Annotated in this window: 15 protein-coding genes; 13 read left to right on the forward strand and 2 right to left on the reverse strand. The window is 46.5% G+C overall.

The features are described 5' to 3' along the window. The first annotated feature begins 2 nt into the window (after positions 1 to 2). From speB to argS, 4 genes are all read left to right on the forward strand, one after another. The gene (speB, locus tag BN1067_RS06380) at positions 3 to 878 is read left to right on the forward strand and encodes an agmatinase (protein ID WP_053218059.1); all 876 of its coding nucleotides are present in this window, start codon (positions 3 to 5) and stop codon (positions 876 to 878) included. 138 nt (positions 879 to 1016) lie between these two features. Next, complete coding sequence (locus tag BN1067_RS06385; RefSeq protein WP_053218060.1) at positions 1017 to 2090, forward strand: AimR family lysis-lysogeny pheromone receptor; 1074 nt, start codon at positions 1017 to 1019, stop codon at positions 2088 to 2090. 226 nt (positions 2091 to 2316) lie between these two features. Continuing rightward, complete coding sequence (locus BN1067_RS06390) at positions 2317 to 2751, forward strand: DUF1934 domain-containing protein (RefSeq protein ID WP_053218061.1); 435 nt, start codon at positions 2317 to 2319, stop codon at positions 2749 to 2751. A gap of 174 nt (positions 2752 to 2925) precedes the next feature. Next, a complete protein-coding gene (gene argS / locus BN1067_RS06395) occupies positions 2926 to 4596 on the forward strand; it encodes an arginine--tRNA ligase (RefSeq protein ID WP_053218062.1) in 1671 nt (556 codons plus the stop codon). A gap of 304 nt (positions 4597 to 4900) precedes the next feature. Here the strand turns inward: argS and BN1067_RS06400 are convergent, their stop codons facing one another. Next, complete coding sequence (locus BN1067_RS06400; RefSeq protein WP_053218063.1) at positions 4901 to 5182, reverse strand: YrhK family protein; 282 nt, start codon at positions 5180 to 5182, stop codon at positions 4901 to 4903. Positions 5183 to 5367: 185 nt separating this feature from the next. Here BN1067_RS06400 and BN1067_RS06405 point away from each other — a divergent pair, with 185 nt between their 5' ends. After that, the gene (locus tag BN1067_RS06405; protein WP_053218064.1) at positions 5368 to 5769 is read left to right on the forward strand and encodes a KGG domain-containing protein; all 402 of its coding nucleotides are present in this window, start codon (positions 5368 to 5370) and stop codon (positions 5767 to 5769) included. A 197-nt stretch (positions 5770 to 5966) separates the two neighbouring features. Here the strand turns inward: BN1067_RS06405 and BN1067_RS06410 are convergent, their stop codons facing one another. Continuing rightward, positions 5967 to 6146, reverse strand: a complete 180-nt coding sequence (locus BN1067_RS06410; RefSeq protein ID WP_053218065.1) for a XapX domain-containing protein — start codon at positions 6144 to 6146, stop codon at positions 5967 to 5969. Between the two features lie 269 nt (positions 6147 to 6415). Between BN1067_RS06410 and BN1067_RS06415 the strand changes: the two genes are divergently transcribed. The 8 genes from BN1067_RS06415 (at position 6416) to icmF (ending at position 18094) form a co-directional block, all read left to right on the forward strand. After that, a complete protein-coding gene (locus BN1067_RS06415) occupies positions 6416 to 8554 on the forward strand; it encodes a (Fe-S)-binding protein (RefSeq protein WP_053218066.1) in 2139 nt (712 codons plus the stop codon). A 169-nt stretch (positions 8555 to 8723) separates the two neighbouring features. After that, positions 8724 to 9905, forward strand: coding sequence for an acetyl-CoA C-acetyltransferase (locus BN1067_RS06420; protein ID WP_053218067.1), 1182 nt, complete (start codon positions 8724 to 8726; stop codon positions 9903 to 9905). Positions 9906 to 9946: 41 nt separating this feature from the next. Next, positions 9947 to 10801: a 3-hydroxybutyryl-CoA dehydrogenase gene (locus BN1067_RS06425; protein ID WP_053218120.1), complete on the forward strand. Its 855-nt coding sequence runs from the start codon at positions 9947 to 9949 to the stop codon at positions 10799 to 10801. A 25-nt stretch (positions 10802 to 10826) separates the two neighbouring features. Continuing rightward, positions 10827 to 11969, forward strand: coding sequence for an acyl-CoA dehydrogenase (locus BN1067_RS06430; RefSeq protein ID WP_053218068.1), 1143 nt, complete (start codon positions 10827 to 10829; stop codon positions 11967 to 11969). A gap of 25 nt (positions 11970 to 11994) precedes the next feature. Then, positions 11995 to 13137 (forward strand): acyl-CoA dehydrogenase, encoded by a 1143-nt coding sequence (locus BN1067_RS06435; RefSeq protein ID WP_053218069.1) that lies wholly within the window; start codon positions 11995 to 11997, stop codon positions 13135 to 13137. 111 nt (positions 13138 to 13248) lie between these two features. Further along, the gene (gene meaB / locus BN1067_RS06440) at positions 13249 to 14202 is read left to right on the forward strand and encodes a methylmalonyl Co-A mutase-associated GTPase MeaB (RefSeq protein ID WP_053218070.1); all 954 of its coding nucleotides are present in this window, start codon (positions 13249 to 13251) and stop codon (positions 14200 to 14202) included. After that, positions 14189 to 14854 carry a TetR/AcrR family transcriptional regulator gene (locus BN1067_RS06445; protein ID WP_053218071.1) on the forward strand — a complete coding sequence of 222 codons (666 nt, stop codon included), beginning with the start codon at positions 14189 to 14191 and terminating at the stop codon, positions 14852 to 14854. The genes meaB and BN1067_RS06445 overlap by 14 nt, the downstream gene beginning before the upstream one ends. Further along, on the forward strand, positions 14855 to 18094 hold the full coding sequence (gene icmF, locus BN1067_RS06450; RefSeq protein ID WP_053218072.1) for a fused isobutyryl-CoA mutase/GTPase IcmF: 3240 nt from the start codon (positions 14855 to 14857) through the stop codon (positions 18092 to 18094). It abuts the gene before it with no gap. Positions 18095 to 18183 lie beyond the last annotated feature (89 nt).

Below are 18183 nucleotides of genomic sequence, written 5' to 3' on the forward strand. Positions count from 1 at the left end.
TGATGCGATTTGATGAAGCTTATTCAGGTAAAGTATTTATCATGTCACGGCCGGATGTAGAAGAAGCCGAGGCGATTATTTACGGCATGCCGATGGATTGGACCGTCAGTTTCCGTCCGGGCTCACGCTTCGGTCCAAACCGGATACGGGAAGCCTCTCTAGGCTTGGAAGAATACAGTCCGTACATGGACAAGCATTTGGAGGAAGTGAATTTTTTTGATGCTGGAGACATACCGCTGCCATTCGGAAACCCGCAGCGCAGCCTTGATATGATTTACGATTATGCCCAAAAGGTGCTGGAAAAAGAAAAATTCCCCTTAGGATTAGGCGGAGAACATCTGGTATCCTGGCCGATCATTCAGGCGGTCTATGAAAAGCATACAGACATTGCAGTCCTCCACATCGATGCCCATGCGGATTTGCGCGAGGAATACGAAGGAGAGCCACTGTCCCACTCGACCCCGATCAGGAAGACATGTGAGTTGATAGGACCGGAAAATGTTTACTCATTCGGTATCCGCTCTGGCATGCGGGAAGAATTTCAGTATGCTGAAACTAGCGGCATGCACATGTCCAAATTTTCGGTCGCAGAACCGTTAAAACGTGTACTGCCAAAGCTTGCCGGGAGAAAAGTGTATGTCACCATCGATATTGACGTTCTTGACCCTGCATTTGCTCCGGGAACAGGCACAGCAGAAGCGGGCGGTATTTCCTCCAAAGAGCTTTTGGAGGCGATTCAATTAATTGCCAAGGCCGATTTAGAAGTGGTCGGTGCCGATCTTGTCGAAGTTGCTCCGGTTTATGATCCGACCGAACAGACTGCTATCGCGGCTAGCAAATTTATTAGAGAAATATTGTTAGGCTGGGTTCAAAAATAACGTCCAGGTTTAAGATAGGAACGATTCGACAACGTTCTGTTTGAAAATTCTAAGAACTAGAGGATAAATAGTAGAATATATGGTATAATCAAGGTAGATTGCCACTATATGTAGGTTTAGGGGTGGAAAGGGGTAACTATGAAAAACATTGAAGAAAAAAAGATGAAGCCTGTTGGAACTGATGCCGGTTCAATCCGGGCAAGAAATCAGTTTTTTTTAAAGGAAGGGGAGCTTTCCCTTTTTCATGTTTTTCAATCATTCTCTGTTTCTGATGACATCAACACAGCGATCGATGTAACCCGCAGCTATTGTTTAAAGGCGAGGGCAAGTGTCAATCAGCGAGTCGGCATGGAATTTTTATATGCCTATGGCTTCCTGGATGATCTTGATTGCCTCATCGAAAAAAACCTGGCATCCAAGAACCCGAAAAATCGTCAATGGGGACAGTTGTACAAGCTTATCAATCTTCGCAGAAAAAGAAAGCTAAAGACGGATGAGTATTTGGAACGATTGAATACATTAGAGGCAGATAGTGTCGAACTCGAATGCTTGCATATGTTTTTGCGTGTGTACGCTCATTTTGAACGAAAAGAATATGGTAAACTGAGCAGTTATTTGGACGGCTTGCTGCTAAACATCCATGAGATAAAGGATCCGCTGCTGCGCGAATTGTTTTCCGTAAGGCTTGATGAAATGCTCCTTACCTTCCATTGGAAACGTAATGAAATGATCATTGCCCGGAAGCATGGTTTTCGTATTTTGCAAACCACCCACTGCCCGAGGAAAAAGGTGGACATTCACAATACCATGGCTCTTGGATATTTGTTTGACAGCTATCATCAGGCCATGCAACATGCTATAGAGGCGAAGCGTCTGGCAAATATGATTGAAGATTTAACGGCAATCCAGGGAATCAACAATTATACCATTCCTTTTATTGCCGCTTTCCACGGAAGAACGGAGGGTATTACCACACCGGTTGAATCCGAAGCGGCTCATCTTGCGCTTGCCCGTGGTGATGTGACGACTTGTGTAAACATCTTGAGCAACTTCACCAGTTTGACCCCTTTCCAGCAGTACTACTTAGGAAAAGCTACCCGCGATGTCGAAATGCTGGAAATCTCTTACCGGCGCTTTGTAAAGGAACGAAGTGACCACTTCTTTGCCAAACTGCCGTTGTTGGAAATGAATAAACTGAATGCTGTACATTGACGCTGCCAAATGGCAGCGTTTTTTATCGAGGAAAAAATTTCCTGCAACGATCAGGTGAAGTAAGACTGTGGCGCTAGCTTGATAGGACACGCTAGCCGACTGGAGCAAATTGTTAATTGAGCTTGACTATCCATCTACCAAGGGGCTTGAGTTTTTCCTGATTCATTCTTATAATTAGTTATTTAGGAACGTCTATCGAAAAACCCGCTTAAGGGGGTGTCTAAAAGTGACATCAGGCAAAACAGCAGTAGATATCAAGTTAACGACCGAAATTTTTGATTTAGGTCAAAAAGATGTAACCGTTGTGGAAGAAACGGGCAGTTATATACAAAAAGGGGATACCGCTGTCCTAACCTTTACCGAGCATCAGGAACAGGGGGAGGATGTCCAGGCTCTGATCACCATTCATCCGGAAAAAGTCAGTGTGAAGCGGACAGGCGCCGTAAGAATGCATCAAGTGTTTCGAAAAAAACAGACGACCGAAAATGTTTATCGACATGAATTCGGCACCATGCATATGGAAACACATACTGACCAAATTATTTTTAAACAATTAAAAGAGCAGAAAAACGGTGAATTGTTTATTAGTTATACGACGAAGATGAATGGAGAAGGGAAACGCAGACACCGGTTGACCTTAGGGTTCCAACACGCACAGTGACTAATCCAGGATACTGGAGAGCACATGCTGCCACGGTCAACGTATCGGCAAAATACCCAGGAAAAGTCCGATGGACAGATCCGAAGGAACATATACATTGCAGAGGATAAAGGTCAGGCTCGGCTGCTTTTGAGAGCGGGTGCCTGTCTTATCCAATTAGGAGGAGGCGTCTCGATGAATATTATGCAGCAAACAGAAGAAAAGCTTAAAGAAGAAATCGGCCGGGCGGTTGTAGAGGCAGGTCTGGCGGCACCGGAGGAAGTACCGGCCGTTGTCCTGGAGCAGCCGAAGGACAAAAATCATGGCGATTATGCAACCAATATTGCCATGCAGCTGGCTAGGATCGCCAAAATGGCCCCAAGGCAAATCGCCGAGAAAATCATTGATCAGTTTGACCATACCAAGGCTTCCATCAAGCAAATGGAAATAGCCGGTCCCGGATTCATCAACTTTTTTATGGACAATCAATATTTGACGGAGCTTGTACCTTCGATTTTGGATGCAGGCGAAGGCTATGGAAATTCGAAGATCGGCGCAGGACAGAAAATCCAGATTGAGTTTGTGTCGGCCAATCCGACAGGCGACCTGCATCTTGGTCATGCCCGGGGTGCGGCAGTTGGTGACTCACTGGCAAACCTTTTGGAAAAAGCCGGTTACGAAGTGGAAAGGGAATATTACATTAATGATGCCGGCAACCAGATTAATAACTTGGCTATCTCGGTCGAAGCTCGTTATATGCAGGCGCTGGGCAAACAGTGGGACATGCCGGAAGATGGCTATCACGGAAAAGACATTATCGAATTGGGCCGGCAGCTTGCAGAGGACTACGGCGACAAATGGAGCGATGCACCTGCTGAAGAACGACTTCAGTTTTTCCGTGAGTACGGACTTAAATATGAGCTGCAAAAATTGGAAGGTGACTTGTCCCAATTCCGTGTCCCGTTTGATAACTGGTTTTCCGAAACGTCCCTGTATCAAGATGGTCAAATCGACCATGCGTTGAATGCGTTGAACGATAAAGGGCATACCTATGAACAAGACGGTGCCACCTGGTTCCGTACCACCGATTTCGGGGACGACAAGGACCGTGTACTTATTAAACAAGATGGCAGTTATACGTATCTGACTCCGGATATTGCCTATCATAAAAATAAACTGGACCGTGGCTTTGATACATTGATCAATATTTGGGGGGCAGATCATCATGGCTATATCCCTCGTATGAAGGCTGCAATCCAGGCGCTTGGTTATGAAAAAGGCAAGCTCGAAGTAGAGATCATTCAAATGGTCAACCTGTTCCAAAATGGAGAACGGGTCAAGATGAGTAAACGTACAGGTAAAGCAGTGACATTGAGAGAGCTGATGGAAGAAGTGGGCATTGACGCGATGCGGTATTTCTTCGTTATGCGTTCCAGTGACTCGCACCTGGATTTTGACATGGATTTGGCCCGCTCTGAGTCCAACGAAAACCCGGTATTTTACGTGCAGTATGCCCATGCCCGGATTTGTACAATGCTCAAACAGGCAGAAGAGAAAGGCTTTACAGTCAGCAAAGATATCGATGCTTCCTTGCTGGCATCGGAAAAAGAGGAAGAGCTGCTGAAGCGACTGGGTGAATTCACTTCTGCCATTGAAGAGGCAGCAGTAAAGCGAACACCACATCGCGTGACACAATACATCTTTGATTTAGCTTCGACGCTGCACAGCTTTTACAATGCGGAGAAGGTGCTGGACACGGAAAATCCAGAGCGGACCAAAGCACGCCTGGCATTGATGGAAGCAGTCCGCATTACGATCGCAAACGGTCTTGCCTTGATTGGTGTAACTGCTCCTGAACGGATGTAACGAGTGAACCTAACATTCTCTATAACACAAAAGAAGGGAATATCTCAATAGCCCTCTATTAACAGGAAAAACCACGAAGAAATTAATTTCTTCGTGGTTTTTTTGTTGTGAGCAGTTTTTATTATGGAGAATGGAGCAGGACAGATGGATTCGTGATTCAAGGATACGATGATAAATAACATAGAAATGTGGAAATAGATGCAAAGGAGCAACGATGGAAATATATTGTGTAAACGATAGGGAAAAGACAAAAATCTATTGGAAAAATGTTAAAAAGACTGGCGTGCATGTCACAGCCAGTCTTTTAGGAATCGTCCTGGTGATGGGGAGGAGTACGTTTTAAGTAAAAGGCATGGATGATTTTTAACAACGGCCGGATCAGCAGTTGTGCACTTCCCAGTATGAACAAGACAGTCCCGATCGTTTGTGTTTCCTTCCAAAGAAAGAAAATACTCCCGATAAAGAACCAAAGCCCCAATGCGATATCATTTGTCAGAGAAATCAACCGGTACTTTTTGTTAAAGAACAATTGGAACTTGCCCAACTGAATGTCTATATAGTTGTCCTCATCCTTAATCTTAGGCATGTTGTTTCACCCCTCTTTATACGAATAATTATCTTTACCCTTAAAACATTAGGATTAAAAACATGTAGATATTTTTATACTTCTAAATAAAAATTCCGCTAAAGAGGTTTAATAGCCTATCTACTCGTGGAACTAGTAGTAATGTAAGAGATAATAATTAAATTTCAGGAAAGGAGTTTTACAGAATGGCTAAGAATGATAACAACAATAGAAAGATGTCAGTAGAGGAAGCAGGTAAAAAAGGCGGACAAACTACTTCCCAAAACCATGACCGTGAATTCTATGAAGAAATTGGTCAAAAAGGCGGCGAAACTACTTCGCAAAATCATGACCGTGAATTCTATGAAGAAATTGGTCAAAAAGGTGGAGAAACTACTTCCAAAACACATGATCGTGAATTCTATGAAGAAATAGGCCAAAAAGGCGGCGAAACTACTTCGCAAAATCACGATCAAGAATTCTATGAAGAGATTGGTCAAAAAGGCGGTAATACAACTTCGAAAAACCATGACCAGGAATTCTATGAAGAAATTGGTCAAAAAGGCGGCGAACGCCGTAGCCAACAGCGAAATAACAACAATTCTTAATAGGCGGTTAAGGATTTAACTTTCGCGTAAAGGAGAGGAAGAAATACGTTTCTTCCTCTCTTTTTGTGTGCAATAAACTGGCTCTCGGTAACAATGATAATTTGTAGAGGAAGCTTTGTTAAATATTTCTCATTGAAGGAGCGACCGGTTTCCAGCCATTCGAATAAATAATAGGAAGTTAATCTCCATATCCAAACCTAAGTAAACAGCTTATGAACCCACGGCTCGACATATTGAAAAAATTTAAAACCACAATAGATTCCGACGATCCCTATAATTCCTGCAAGAGCCGGTGGAGCGGGGATAGGCAGCTTTCCCCATGCGAATATGAATCCGACAACAAAGCCGGTTAACAGCGATAAAATAATTTCTTTCATTTCAAAGGACTCCTTTTTGTTTTCTCTCTTTCTTGGTTATTGTTAGTTTTCAACGGGAGGATGGAAGTATGTATGTTGGTCCATCTTCTTTTCATGCTTAAATGTAAAAAAATTCTTACAATCTTGTTGACTGAATGTTCATTCATAATATAAAGTAGAGGTATAACCATTTTGTACAGAGGGGGATTCAGCACCTGTTTAAACAAAATAGTACGATCCGCAACAATGGTTGCAACAAGGGACAATAACTACAAGGTGGGGGGATGGCAATGGACGGTCTATTGCTGCTTAATTGGATTTTATTTCTAGCTGTTACCGGTTATGGCATATACTTATTCGTTCGTGTAGTCAGAACAAGGATCGCTTACATCAAAATGGGGAAAAAATTTGAATTCGATGGAGAAATCAAAGAGCGGTTGAACCGTGTCTGGGTCAATGTCTTTGGCCAGAAAAAACTTTTAAAGGATAAAAAATCAGGCGCAATCCATGTAATGATGTTTTACGGGTTCCTTCTCGTCCAATTCGGGGCCATCGATTTCATTGTCAAAGGGCTGGCTCCAGGTTCACATCTACCCTTTGGGGTGCTTTATCCAGGGTTTACTTTTTTTCAAGAACTTGTCACCCTGATGATTCTCGTTGCCGTTGTTTGGGCTTTTTACAGGCGTTATATCGAAAAACTTGTTCGTTTGAAACGCGGTTTTAAGGCAGGTTTGGTGCTTTTGTTTATCGGCACGCTCATGCTGTCCGTACTGCTAGGCAACGGGATGGGCATGATTTGGCACGGCCATGACGCGACCTGGACAGAGCCGATTGCATCCATTATTGCAAGCGCTTTCTCGTGGTTTTCTCCATCTGCTGCCGCTGCCGTATTTTTTGTTGCATGGTGGATCCATCTATTGGCATTGCTAAGCTTTCTCGTTTACGTGCCGCAGTCGAAGCATGCTCACCTGCTGGCTGCTCCGGCCAATGTGTTTTTGAGCAGGCAGACACCTCCAGGGAAGCTGAAAAAGCTGGACTTCGAAGTAGATGAGGAGATGGATGAGGAAGAAGTATCCTTCGGTGTCAGCAAAATAGAAGATTTCAATCAGCTTCAGCTGATTGACTTGTATGCCTGTGTGGAATGCGGCCGCTGTACCAATGTCTGTCCAGCGACAGGGACAGGTAAGATGCTCTCTCCGATGGATTTAATTGTAAAACTTCGCGACCACCTGACAGAAAAAGGCGCTGCTGTGACCGGCCAATCGCCATGGGTTCCAAGTTATGCGTTTGCCAATACGCAAGGCAATCAGCTTGCCCAGATGGCGAGAAACGCTGGAGGTGCTAAAAACGAAGTTGCTGCAGGCTTGGAGTCTGTCAGCAATACAAGCCTGATTGGCGATGTGATTACGGAAGAGGAGCTTTGGGCTTGTACTACATGCAGGAACTGTGAGGATCAGTGTCCGGTCATGAATGAACATGTTGATAAGATTATCGATTTGCGTCGGTACCTTGTTTTGACAGAGGGCAGGATGGACCAGGATGCACAGCGAGCGATGATGAATATTGAACGCCAGGGGAATCCTTGGGGACTGTCGAAAAAAGAACGTGATAATTGGCGTGACCTTGAGCCGGATGTATCGATCCCGACAGTCAAAGAGATGAAAAAAGCCGGTGAAGAATTTGAATATCTATTTTGGGTTAGTTCCATGGGCTCTTACGACAATCGCAGCCAAAAAATTGCCATGGCATTTGCCAAGCTGATGAATGAAGCCGGCGTTAAATTTGCAATTTTAGGAAACAAAGAGGCAAACTCCGGTGATACAGCCAGACGTATAGGCAATGAGTTTCTCTTCCAGGAGCTTGCCGAGAAAAATATCAAAGAATTTCAAAAGCATAACGTGCAAAAAATCGTCACCATCGACCCGCATGCGTACAACATCTTTAAAAATGAATATCCTGATTTCGGTTTCGAAGCGGAGGTCTACCATCATACGCAATTGCTATATGATCTCTTGAATGAAGGAAGATTGAAGCCGAGCAGAGAAATAAATGAAACGTTGACGTATCATGACTCCTGTTACTTAGGCAGATACAACGGCGTTTATGATCCGCCGCGTGAAATATTGAATAGGATACCCGGCTTGAAGCTGGTCGAAATGGATCGGAATCGGGAGAACGGAATGTGCTGTGGAGCAGGAGGCGGTCTCATGTGGACAGAGGATAAGACGGGCAACCGGATAAACGTAGCCAGAACGGAACAGGCGCTCCGTGTCAATCCGACGATGATTTCGAGCGCATGCCCATTTTGTTTGACGATGTTGAGCGATGGGACCAAAGCCAAGGAAGTCGACGAAGACATTAGTACGATGGATGTAGCAGAGATATTGGCAATCTCGGTTTTTGAAAAGAAAGAGGAGAAAACGGCATAAACGGCGAAGCGTGTTACTATATATAACTCGTGTGAAAAAGACTTTAATCTGTTATGCAAATAGGTACAGGAACTGCTCTGGTCGGACAGTTCCTTGCCTTTTGCCGTGATGGTGAGCGAACGTTCAATCATAATTATGTAAGCGTTAACAAATAAAAGGAGGAATGAATGTGACGAAATCGGTGATTGTGGCGGGAGCAAGAACTCCCTTTGGCAAACTAGGAGGAGCGTTGAGCCCACTGACAGCTGCGCAATTAGGAGGAAGAGCAATAGCGGCAGCCCTCGAGCAAGTCGGTCTTCCGGCAGAAAAGATAGATGAGGTGATCATGGGTACGGTGCTGCAAGGTGGGCAGGGACAGCTTCCTTCCAGGCAAGCTGCGAGAGAGGCAGGAATACCTTGGGAAGTCAAAACAGAGACGATTAATAAAGTATGTGCCTCCGGGATGCGAAGTGTGACGCTTGCCGATCAGTTAATCCAGCTCGGGGAAGAAGAGATCATCGTAGCCGGCGGCATGGAGAGCATGAGCAACGCTCCGTATTTTCTGCCAAACGCAAGGAATGGCTACCGAATGGGAGACCAACAAGTAAAGGACATGATGATTCATGATGGACTTACTTGCTCATTTACCGGTGTTCATATGGGGAGCTACGGCAACAAGACAGCCGAGGAGTTTGGCATCACCAGGGAGGAACAAGACAAATGGGCGCTGCGCAGCCAACAACGGGCTGTCAAAGCAATCGAAGCAGGGATTTTCTCGGATGAAATTGTACCAGTGGAAGTGCCGCGGCGTAAGGGGACTCCCCTGACTGTGGATCAGGACGAAGCCCCAAGAAAAGATACCACATTGGAAACGCTGGCTTCTTTACGTCCGGCTTTTGATAAGGATGGGACCATTACCGCGGGAAATGCACCGGGAGTGAACGATGGTGCATGCGCCATGGTGCTAATGTCGGAAGAAAGGGCTGAAGCAGAAGGACTGGAGCCTTTAGCTCATGTACTTGCCCATCAGGAAATTGCTGTCGAGGCGGAAAACTTTCCGCAGACACCTGGACTCGTGATCAATGCCCTATTAGAGAAGACGGGTAAGACGTTGAACGATATTGACTTGTTTGAAGTGAACGAGGCTTTTGCCGCCGTTTCGCTGGCCAGCAGCGCGATTGCTAATCTGGATTTGGAAAAAGTGAACATCCATGGCGGTGCGGTAGCTTTAGGCCATCCAATCGGAGCAAGTGGCGCCAGAATCATTTGGACACTCATTCATTCGCTAAGACGACAGGGCGGCGGGCTCGGGATTGCTGCTATTTGCAGTGGCGGCGGGCAGGGAGATGCCGTACTGCTCGAAGTCCGATAATGGCAAAACAAGATGAGATCCATTCGAGAGGAGAAAATGTCATGCAACTAAACAAAATAATGGTCGTCGGTGCAGGTCAGATGGGAGCAGGTATTGCCCAAGTATGTGCGACTGCCGGTCTTCATGTGCTGCTCTATGATGTTTCGGAAGCTTCTTTGAAAAAAGGGATTGCCGGCATCCAAAAGCGGCTGCAGCGGGCTCTGGAAAAAGGAAAACTTACTGGAGAAGCCCGTCAGGCTGCGGTCAACCGGCTTGCCTCCAGTACCACCTTAGAAGATGCCCAATCATGCGATTTGGTGATTGAGGCGGCAGTGGAAAACATGGAGATCAAAATGGATATCTTCCGTCAATTGGATGAATATGCACCTGGCCACGCCATATTAGCATCCAATACATCATCGTTACCAATCACGGAAATTGCCGCTGCTACCAAACGTCCTAATCAGGTGATCGGCATGCATTTTATGAATCCCGTCCCGGTGATGAAACTAGTCGAAGTCATTCGCGGACTGCAGACGAGCAATGAAACGTTTGAGACGGTCAAGCAGCTGGCGGTCAGGCTGGAGAAGACTCCGGTGGAAGTCAATGATTATCCCGGATTTGCCGCCAACCGTATTTTAATGCCGATGATCAATGAAGCAATTTACGCGGTTTATGAAGGGGTTTCTTCCCCGGAAGACATCGATACCGTCATGAAGCTGGGAATGAATCATCCGATGGGACCGCTGCAATTGGCTGATTTCATCGGCCTTGATACGTGCCTCTATATCATGGAAGTGTTACACGAAGGATTCGGTGACAGTAAATATCGCCCATGTCCGCTACTGCGTAAGTATGTGAAGGCAGGGTGGCTCGGCAAGAAAACCGGTCAGGGATTTTATAGCTACCAGGGATAATCAAAATGGGGAGGAGGCGTGGAGGATGGATGTCGCTTTTACCAACGAACAGCAAATGATGCGAAAAATGGTTCGGGATTTCGCCGAAAAGGAAGTCGCTCCGGAGATACCCAGGATGGAAGCAGATGATCGTTTTCCGCTTGAAATTGTCCGGAGGATGGGAGAACTCGGGCTCATGGGTATTCCGATTCCGGAAGAATTCGGAGGCAGTGGGATGGATTACACCTCCTATATCATCGCCCTTCATGAATTATCGAAAGTGAGTGCGACAGTAGGGGTCATTTTGTCGGTACATACCTCAGTCGGTACAAATCCGGTTTTGTATTTTGGCAACGATGCGCAGAAGCAAAAGTATTTACCAAAACTGGCAAGCGGACAGTTTTTGGGGGCATTTGCCCTTACTGAACCTGGGGCCGGGTCTGACGCCTCCAATTTAAAGATGACAGCAAAGCCTGCAGGGGATGGCTACCTGTTGCACGGGACGAAAATGTTTATCACCAACGGAGGCTATGCTGATACGTATATCGTTTTTGCCCGTACCAGCCAGGAAGGAGGCTATAAAGGGGTAAGTGCTTTTATCGTAGAAAAGGATACCCCCGGCCTGAGTGTCGGGAAAACGGAAAAAAAGATGGGGCTCCACGGCTCCAGCACCGTACAGCTTCATTTTGAAAATTGCTATTTGCCCAAAGAACAACTCCTTGGAAATGAAGGAGACGGTTTTAAGATCGCCATGGCCAATTTAAATGCCGGGCGAATAGGAATCGCCGCGCAATCACTTGGGATTGCCGATGCAGCCTTAGCCTATTCAATCGCTTATGCAAAGCAGCGGGAACAATTTGGTACACCGATCGCCAATCAACAAGGTATTTCGTTTAAGCTGGCAAATATGGCAACGGACGTGGAAGCAGCTAAATTGTTGACGTACCAGGCAGCTTCCTTGCGAACACAAGGAAAACCATGCGGCAAAGAGGCTTCCATGGCGAAGCTTTTTGCATCCAAAACGGCAGTCAAGGCAGCGATCGAATCCGTTCAAATATTCGGTGGCTACGGGTACACGAAAGATTATCCTGTCGAACGCCTTTTCCGAGATGCCAAGATTTGCGAAATATATGAAGGTACCAGTGAAATTCAACACATTGTAATCAGCAAGCACTTGCTGCGTGATTGATCAGTTTGAAAAAGGGGGAGCATTAATGGATTTTCAATTAACCGATGAACAAGAAATGTTAAGAAAAATGGTGCGTGATTTCGCCAAAAATGAGGTGGAACCGTCAGCAGCCGAACGAGACGAACAAGAAAGGTTTGACCGGGAGATTTTTGACAAAATGGCCGAGCTGGGCCTTACGGGTATTCCATGGCCGGAAAAATACGGTGGAATCGGTGCAGATTTTGTCAGTTATGTCATCGCGGTGGAGGAGCTGTCCCGTGTCTGCGCCTCGACGGGTGTAACGCTGTCAGCCCACATCTCGCTGGCTAGCTGGCCGTTATACAAATACGGATCAGAAAATCAGAAACAGACCTATCTTGCGGAATTGGCGAGAGGAGAAAAGCTTGGCGCGTATGCATTGTCCGAACCCGGTGCCGGGAGTGATGTGGCTTCGATGAAGACGACTGCGCGACTGGATGGGGACAGCTATTTGTTAAATGGCAACAAGGTTTGGATCACCAATGGGGGTGTAGCCGATACGTACATCGTTTTTGCCAAAACCGATCCGGATGCCAAACATCGCGGCATCAGTGCTTTTATCGTTGAAAAAGGAACTCCCGGTTTTTCTTTCGGCAAAAAGGAAAAAAAGCTTGGGATTCGCTCCTCGCCGACTACCGAATTGATTTTTGAAAATTGTCGTGTCCCTAAAGAAAATCTTCTTGGGGCTGAAGGACAAGGATTCAAGATAGCGATGACTACTCTGGATGGCGGTCGTAACGGAATCGCGGCCCAGGCACTTGGAATTGCACAAGGAGCACTAGATGCGTCTGTAGGTTATGCCAAAGAGAGGGAGCAGTTCGGCAAACCGATTGCTCAAAATCAGGGGATATCGTTCAAACTTGCCGATATGGCGACGGAAATCGAAGCAGCCCGCTTATTGACTTACCAGGCAGCATGGTTGGAGTCGAACGGGCTACCATACGGTAAGGCATCTGCCATGTCCAAATTGTTTGCCGGCGATGCTGCGATGCGGATCACTACAGAGGCAGTCCAGGTTTATGGCGGCTATGGTTATACGAAGGACTATCCGGTCGAGCGGTATATGAGGGACGCCAAGATCACCCAGATTTATGAAGGAACCAATGAAATCCAGCGTTTGGTGATAGGCCGCATGCTGACGAAGGAATAAACGGAAAGGAAGGAGTTTCTGAAGAGACATTGCGATCCGTATTGTTCCTGGATGGCAGGCGAATTGCAAGTAGTGTAAAAAAATTGGAGTAACTGGAAAGGGATCGATTCGATGCACGAGTTGGCGGAGAACATTGCAAAACAGGATATCAGAGCCTTGGCCAAGGCGATTACGATGGTGGAAAACGATCATCCGGAAAAGCTGTCATTGCTACAGGATATCTTTTCCCTGCGTAACAACGCGCATTTTATAGGGATCACGGGGGCGCCTGGAGCGGGAAAAAGCTCTCTGGTCAATCGGCTGATCCACCATGTCAGAAGCCAGGGATGGACCATTGCCGTTATTGCAGTTGATCCGACCAGCCCGTTTAGCGGAGGAGCATTGCTCGGGGATCGAATACGAATGAACCAGCATTTTACCGATCCAGGGGTCTTTATCCGCAGCATGGCAACCAGGGGCAGCTTGGGCGGGCTGGCGAGGGCGACGAAGGATACGCTTCGGATTTGTGATGCGTTTGGATTTGATATCGTACTTGTCGAGACAGTCGGGGTAGGGCAGTCTGAACTGGATATCATGAAAGTGGCCGACACGACCGCTCTTGTTTTGACTCCGAATAGTGGAGATGTACTGCAGGTTTTCAAAGCGGGGATCATGGAAATCGCTGATTTATTCGTCATCAATAAGGCGGATTTACCAGGTGTAGAAAAGCTGAGAATCTTATTGCGTGATTTTATCATGATGACAAATAAAGAACGCTTTGTGCCTCCTATTATTACCACGGTATCGACCGAGAACAAGGGTATCGACGATTTGTGGAAGCAAATGGAAAATCATAAAACGTATCTGGCGGAAACAAATCAGGGGAAAGAACAGCGGATCCGCAAACTGGAACTAGAGGTCAAGGAGCTTATCCGTGAAGAAATATGGCGTGATGTCGATACCTATTTGACAGATTCGCCGGTCTTTCTTGAGCAGGTAGATAAGCCGGATGCCGACCCATATCAGCTTGCCCGGAACTGGTACAAAGATTGGAAGCAGGAGGTGATGGAAAATGGACGGAAGTAAAGTCACTTCTACGATCAAAGATGAACAACTGATTGAACGAAGAAGAAACCAGATGATTAAGGGCGCGGTCAGCTTGTTTAAAGAAAAGGGATTCCATCGGACAACGACAAGGGAGATTGCCAAGGCTTCGGGATTCAGTATTGGTACCCTTTACGAATATATCCGTACCAAGGAAGATGTACTGTTTTTGGTTTGTGATTCGATTTACGAAAAGGTCAAGCTGCGTATGGAAGCTGCCTTTGTGAAAGAAAGTGCCAGCCTGGGTCATTTAGTGCAGGCTGTCCGTGCCTATTTTTTGCTGATGGATGAGATGCAGGATGAAGTGGTCATCATGTACCAGGAATTGAAATCGCTTTCTAAAGAAGCGCAGGAATATGTGATTCAGAAGGAAAAAGCGATGGTGGCCATGCTGGAGCAGCTTCTCCAGGACAGCACTCCATACAAGCTGAAACAGAGAGACGTATCGCTGATCGCCAATAACATTTTTATTCAAGGGCAAATGTGGGGATTCCGTCGTTGGATGTTGCAGAAGGAGTTTACTATTGCCTCCTACACAGAGCGTCAGGTTGCTTTCTTATTGGCGGGGCTTGGACTGGAGGACGATTTAAGTCGCTTACGCTTTTCTAATAATTTGGAAGGGGAGGATTTATAGATGGAAAAGGTTGAAGTATATCAGCCGGTTCATCCGGTCAGGTTTGTGACCTCTTCAAGCTTGTTTGATGGACATGACGCATCCATTAATATCATGCGCAGGATTTTACAGGCAAGCGGTGCGGAAGTCATTCACCTTGGTCATAACCGGTCTGTCGAAGAAATCGTCAATGCTGCCATCCAGGAGGATGTTCAAGGGATAGCGATCTCCTCTTATCAGGGCGGACATGTGGAATATTTTAAGTATATGGTCGATTTACTGAAAGAAAAGGGTGCCGGACACATTCGGGTGTATGGAGGAGGCGGGGGTGTGATCATCCCGCGGGAAATAAAAGAACTGCATGATTACGGGGTCGCGCGGATTTTTTCTCCAGAAGACGGGCGTACCTTCGGTTTACAGGGAATGATCAACCAAATGCTGGAGGAATGTGATTTTATTCCGCCGGTTAATCTGGCGGATGAAGTTGAAAAGCTTTCAGCAGATAACCATAAGGCGCTGGCAAAGCTGATCAGTGTCGTGGAAAACAACCCTCCATCGGAGCAGGCTGCTGCAATAGAAGCCGTCCGCAGCAGCGGGAAAACAAAAACCATCCCGGTACTAGGTATAACTGGAACAGGAGGAGCGGGAAAAAGTTCCCTGACAGATGAATTGATCAGACGTTTCCTAAACGAAATTCCCGATAAAAGGGTGGCAGTTTTTTCGATTGATCCGACCAAAAAGAAAACAGGCGGAGCGCTTTTAGGTGACCGTATCCGGATGAACGCCATTTTTTCCGACCGCGTGTTCATGCGCTCATTAGCGACGCGTAATTCCAGCAGTGAATTGTCCCGATCGATTACAGATGTGATAGAAATTGCCAAGGCGGCAGGAATAGACTTGATCATCGTGGAAACAAGCGGCATTGGACAGGGAAATGCTGCAATCACCGACGTTTGTGACCTGTCGATGTATGTCATGACGGCAGAATTCGGTGCACCCTCTCAATTAGAAAAGATCGATATGATTGATTATGCTGATTTCCTGGTTATCAACAAGTTTGAACAAAAGGGCTCGGAAGATGCACTTAATCAGGTCCGGAAGCAGTATGAACGGAGCCGGATGCTTTTCCATCAGGATAAGGAGACCTTTCCGGTATTCGGTACGATTGCCAGTCAATTTAATGATGCTGGTACGAATACATTGTTTGCGGCGCTTGTCGAAAAATTGAATGAGGAATTCGGTTGGGAAATTACGACATCATTCTCCAAAGGGAATAACATCGAAAAACAGAATGTCATCATACCTAATGACCGCCGACACTATTTGCGGGACATTGCTTCCATCGTCAAAAATTATCATAAAAAGGCAGAGGAACAAGCCACTGTCGCCAGGAAAATGGAACATCTGCAAGCGGTGGTCGAACTTGTCGAAAACGAGGAAATGAAAAAGCCGCTTATCGAGCAGTTCAAGCAACAGGAGTCATTGCTTGATGGCAGCAGCAAGCAGCTGCTGGACAGCTGGGACGATACAAAACAGCGTTATCAGGAAGATGAAATGACTTTCCGTGTCCGGGGAAAAGACGTGACCATGGAAATCAGTACCGAAAGTCTGTCCGGGCTGCGAATTCCTAAAGTTGCTTTTCCGAGCTTTACCAATTGGGGAGATCGTTTGATTTGGTTGTTAAAGGAAAATGTCCCGGGAGCTTTTCCATTTACTTCCGGTGTCTTCCCGTTTAAACGGAAAGGTGAGGATCCGAAGCGGCAGTTCGCCGGGGAAGGCACACCTGAGCGAACCAACCGCAGGTTCCATTACTTGTCCAAAGATGATGAGGCGAAACGGCTTAGTACGGCGTTTGACTCTGTAACCTTGTATGGTGAAAACCCTGATCGACGTCCCGATATTTACGGTAAGGTCGGTGAAAGTGGAGTAAGTGTTTGTACGCTGGACGATATGAAAAAATTATACGACGGTTTTGACTTGATTGACCCGAAAACCTCGGTGTCCATGACGATAAACGGTCCTGCTCCGATTATCCTGGCCATGTTTTTCAATACAGCCATTGATCAGCAGCTTGAAAAGTTCACTAGCGAAAACGGGCGCGAGCCAACAAGCTCGGAAGCAGAGGAAATCAGGGCTAGGACGCTTGCAACGGTCCGGGGTACAGTACAGGCTGATATTCTCAAGGAAGATCAAGGGCAAAACACCTGTATTTTTTCCACCGAATTCGCTTTAAGGATGATGGGCGATATTCAGCAATATTTCATCGACCACCAGGTGCGTAACTACTATTCTGTTTCGATTTCCGGCTATCATATTGCCGAAGCGGGAGCGAACCCAATCACCCAGCTGGCTTTCACCCTGGCGAATGGCTTCACGTATGTGGAGTACTATTTGAGCAGGGGAATGGATATCGATAAATTTGCACCGAACCTGTCGTTCTTTTTCTCCAACGGTCTCGATCCGGAATATACGGTCATCGGCCGCGTTGCCAGGAGAATCTGGGCCATCGTGATGCGGGATAAATATGGAGCTGGAGAACGAAGCCAAAAACTGAAGTACCACATCCAAACTTCCGGTCGTTCCCTCCATGCGCAGGAAATTGATTTTAACGATATCCGAACGACCCTGCAGGCTTTGATCGCTATACAGGATAACTGTAATTCGCTGCATACCAATTCTTATGACGAAGCGATCACCACGCCTACAGAATCCTCTGTCCGCAGGGCGATGGCAATCCAAATGATCGTAAACAAAGAGTTCGGGTTGACCAAAAACGAAAATTCTTTGCAAGGCTCTTTTATCATCGATCAGCTTACTGATTTGGTAGAAGAAGCGGTTTTACAGGAGTTTGAACGGATCAATGATCGCGGCGGTGTCCTTGGTGCAATGGAAAGGCAGTACCAGCGTGGGAAAATCCAGGAGGAATCCTTGTACTATGAAGCGAAAAAGCATTCCGGAGAACTGCCGATCATCGGTGTCAACACGTATTTAAATCCGAATCCGCCTGCTGCTGATCAGATGGACAGCATGGAGCTCGCCCGGGCTTCTGAGGAGGAAAAGCAGCATCAAATCAAAGAGTTGGAACGGTTCCATCAGGAGCATCAACAGGAAGCGCAAGCGGCTCTCGGTCGATTGAAGCAAACCGCAGCTTCAGGGGGGAATATTTTTGCTGAATTGATGGAAACGGTCAAAGTAGCCAGCCTGGGGCAAATTACAAGCGCCCTATATCAAGTTGGCGGCCAATATCGACGCAATATGTAGCAGAATCATTTTCAAGCGTAACCGCATTGGAAAGGATGCCTTCGTTTCGTTGGGGCATCCTTTTCGCGAACAAGCAGGTAATGAACCTT

The sequence above is a fragment of the Virgibacillus senegalensis genome (assembly GCF_000821245.2).
Lineage (GTDB): Bacteria > Bacillota > Bacilli > Bacillales > Amphibacillaceae > Sediminibacillus > Sediminibacillus senegalensis.

What these genes read in the sequence shown, in the direction of transcription:
- BN1067_RS06415 (WP_053218066.1), top strand. Translation starts at nt 6,416, where the DNA reads ATGGACGGTCTATTGCTGCTTAATTGGATTTTATTTCTAGCTGTTACC.
- BN1067_RS06400 (WP_053218063.1), bottom strand. Translation starts at nt 5,182, where the DNA reads ATGCCTAAGATTAAGGATGAGGACAACTATATAGACATTCAGTTGGGC.
- speB (WP_053218059.1), top strand. Translation starts at nt 3, where the DNA reads ATGCGATTTGATGAAGCTTATTCAGGTAAAGTATTTATCATGTCACGG.
- icmF (WP_053218072.1), top strand. Translation starts at nt 14,855, where the DNA reads ATGGAAAAGGTTGAAGTATATCAGCCGGTTCATCCGGTCAGGTTTGTG.
- BN1067_RS06430 (WP_053218068.1), top strand. Translation starts at nt 10,827, where the DNA reads ATGGATGTCGCTTTTACCAACGAACAGCAAATGATGCGAAAAATGGTT.
- BN1067_RS06410 (WP_053218065.1), bottom strand. Translation starts at nt 6,146, where the DNA reads ATGAAAGAAATTATTTTATCGCTGTTAACCGGCTTTGTTGTCGGATTC.
- argS (WP_053218062.1), top strand. Translation starts at nt 2,926, where the DNA reads ATGAATATTATGCAGCAAACAGAAGAAAAGCTTAAAGAAGAAATCGGC.
- BN1067_RS06445 (WP_053218071.1), top strand. Translation starts at nt 14,189, where the DNA reads ATGGACGGAAGTAAAGTCACTTCTACGATCAAAGATGAACAACTGATT.
- BN1067_RS06425 (WP_053218120.1), top strand. Translation starts at nt 9,947, where the DNA reads ATGCAACTAAACAAAATAATGGTCGTCGGTGCAGGTCAGATGGGAGCA.
- BN1067_RS06435 (WP_053218069.1), top strand. Translation starts at nt 11,995, where the DNA reads ATGGATTTTCAATTAACCGATGAACAAGAAATGTTAAGAAAAATGGTG.
- BN1067_RS06385 (WP_053218060.1), top strand. Translation starts at nt 1,017, where the DNA reads ATGAAAAACATTGAAGAAAAAAAGATGAAGCCTGTTGGAACTGATGCC.
- BN1067_RS06405 (WP_053218064.1), top strand. Translation starts at nt 5,368, where the DNA reads ATGGCTAAGAATGATAACAACAATAGAAAGATGTCAGTAGAGGAAGCA.
- meaB (WP_053218070.1), top strand. Translation starts at nt 13,249, where the DNA reads ATGCACGAGTTGGCGGAGAACATTGCAAAACAGGATATCAGAGCCTTG.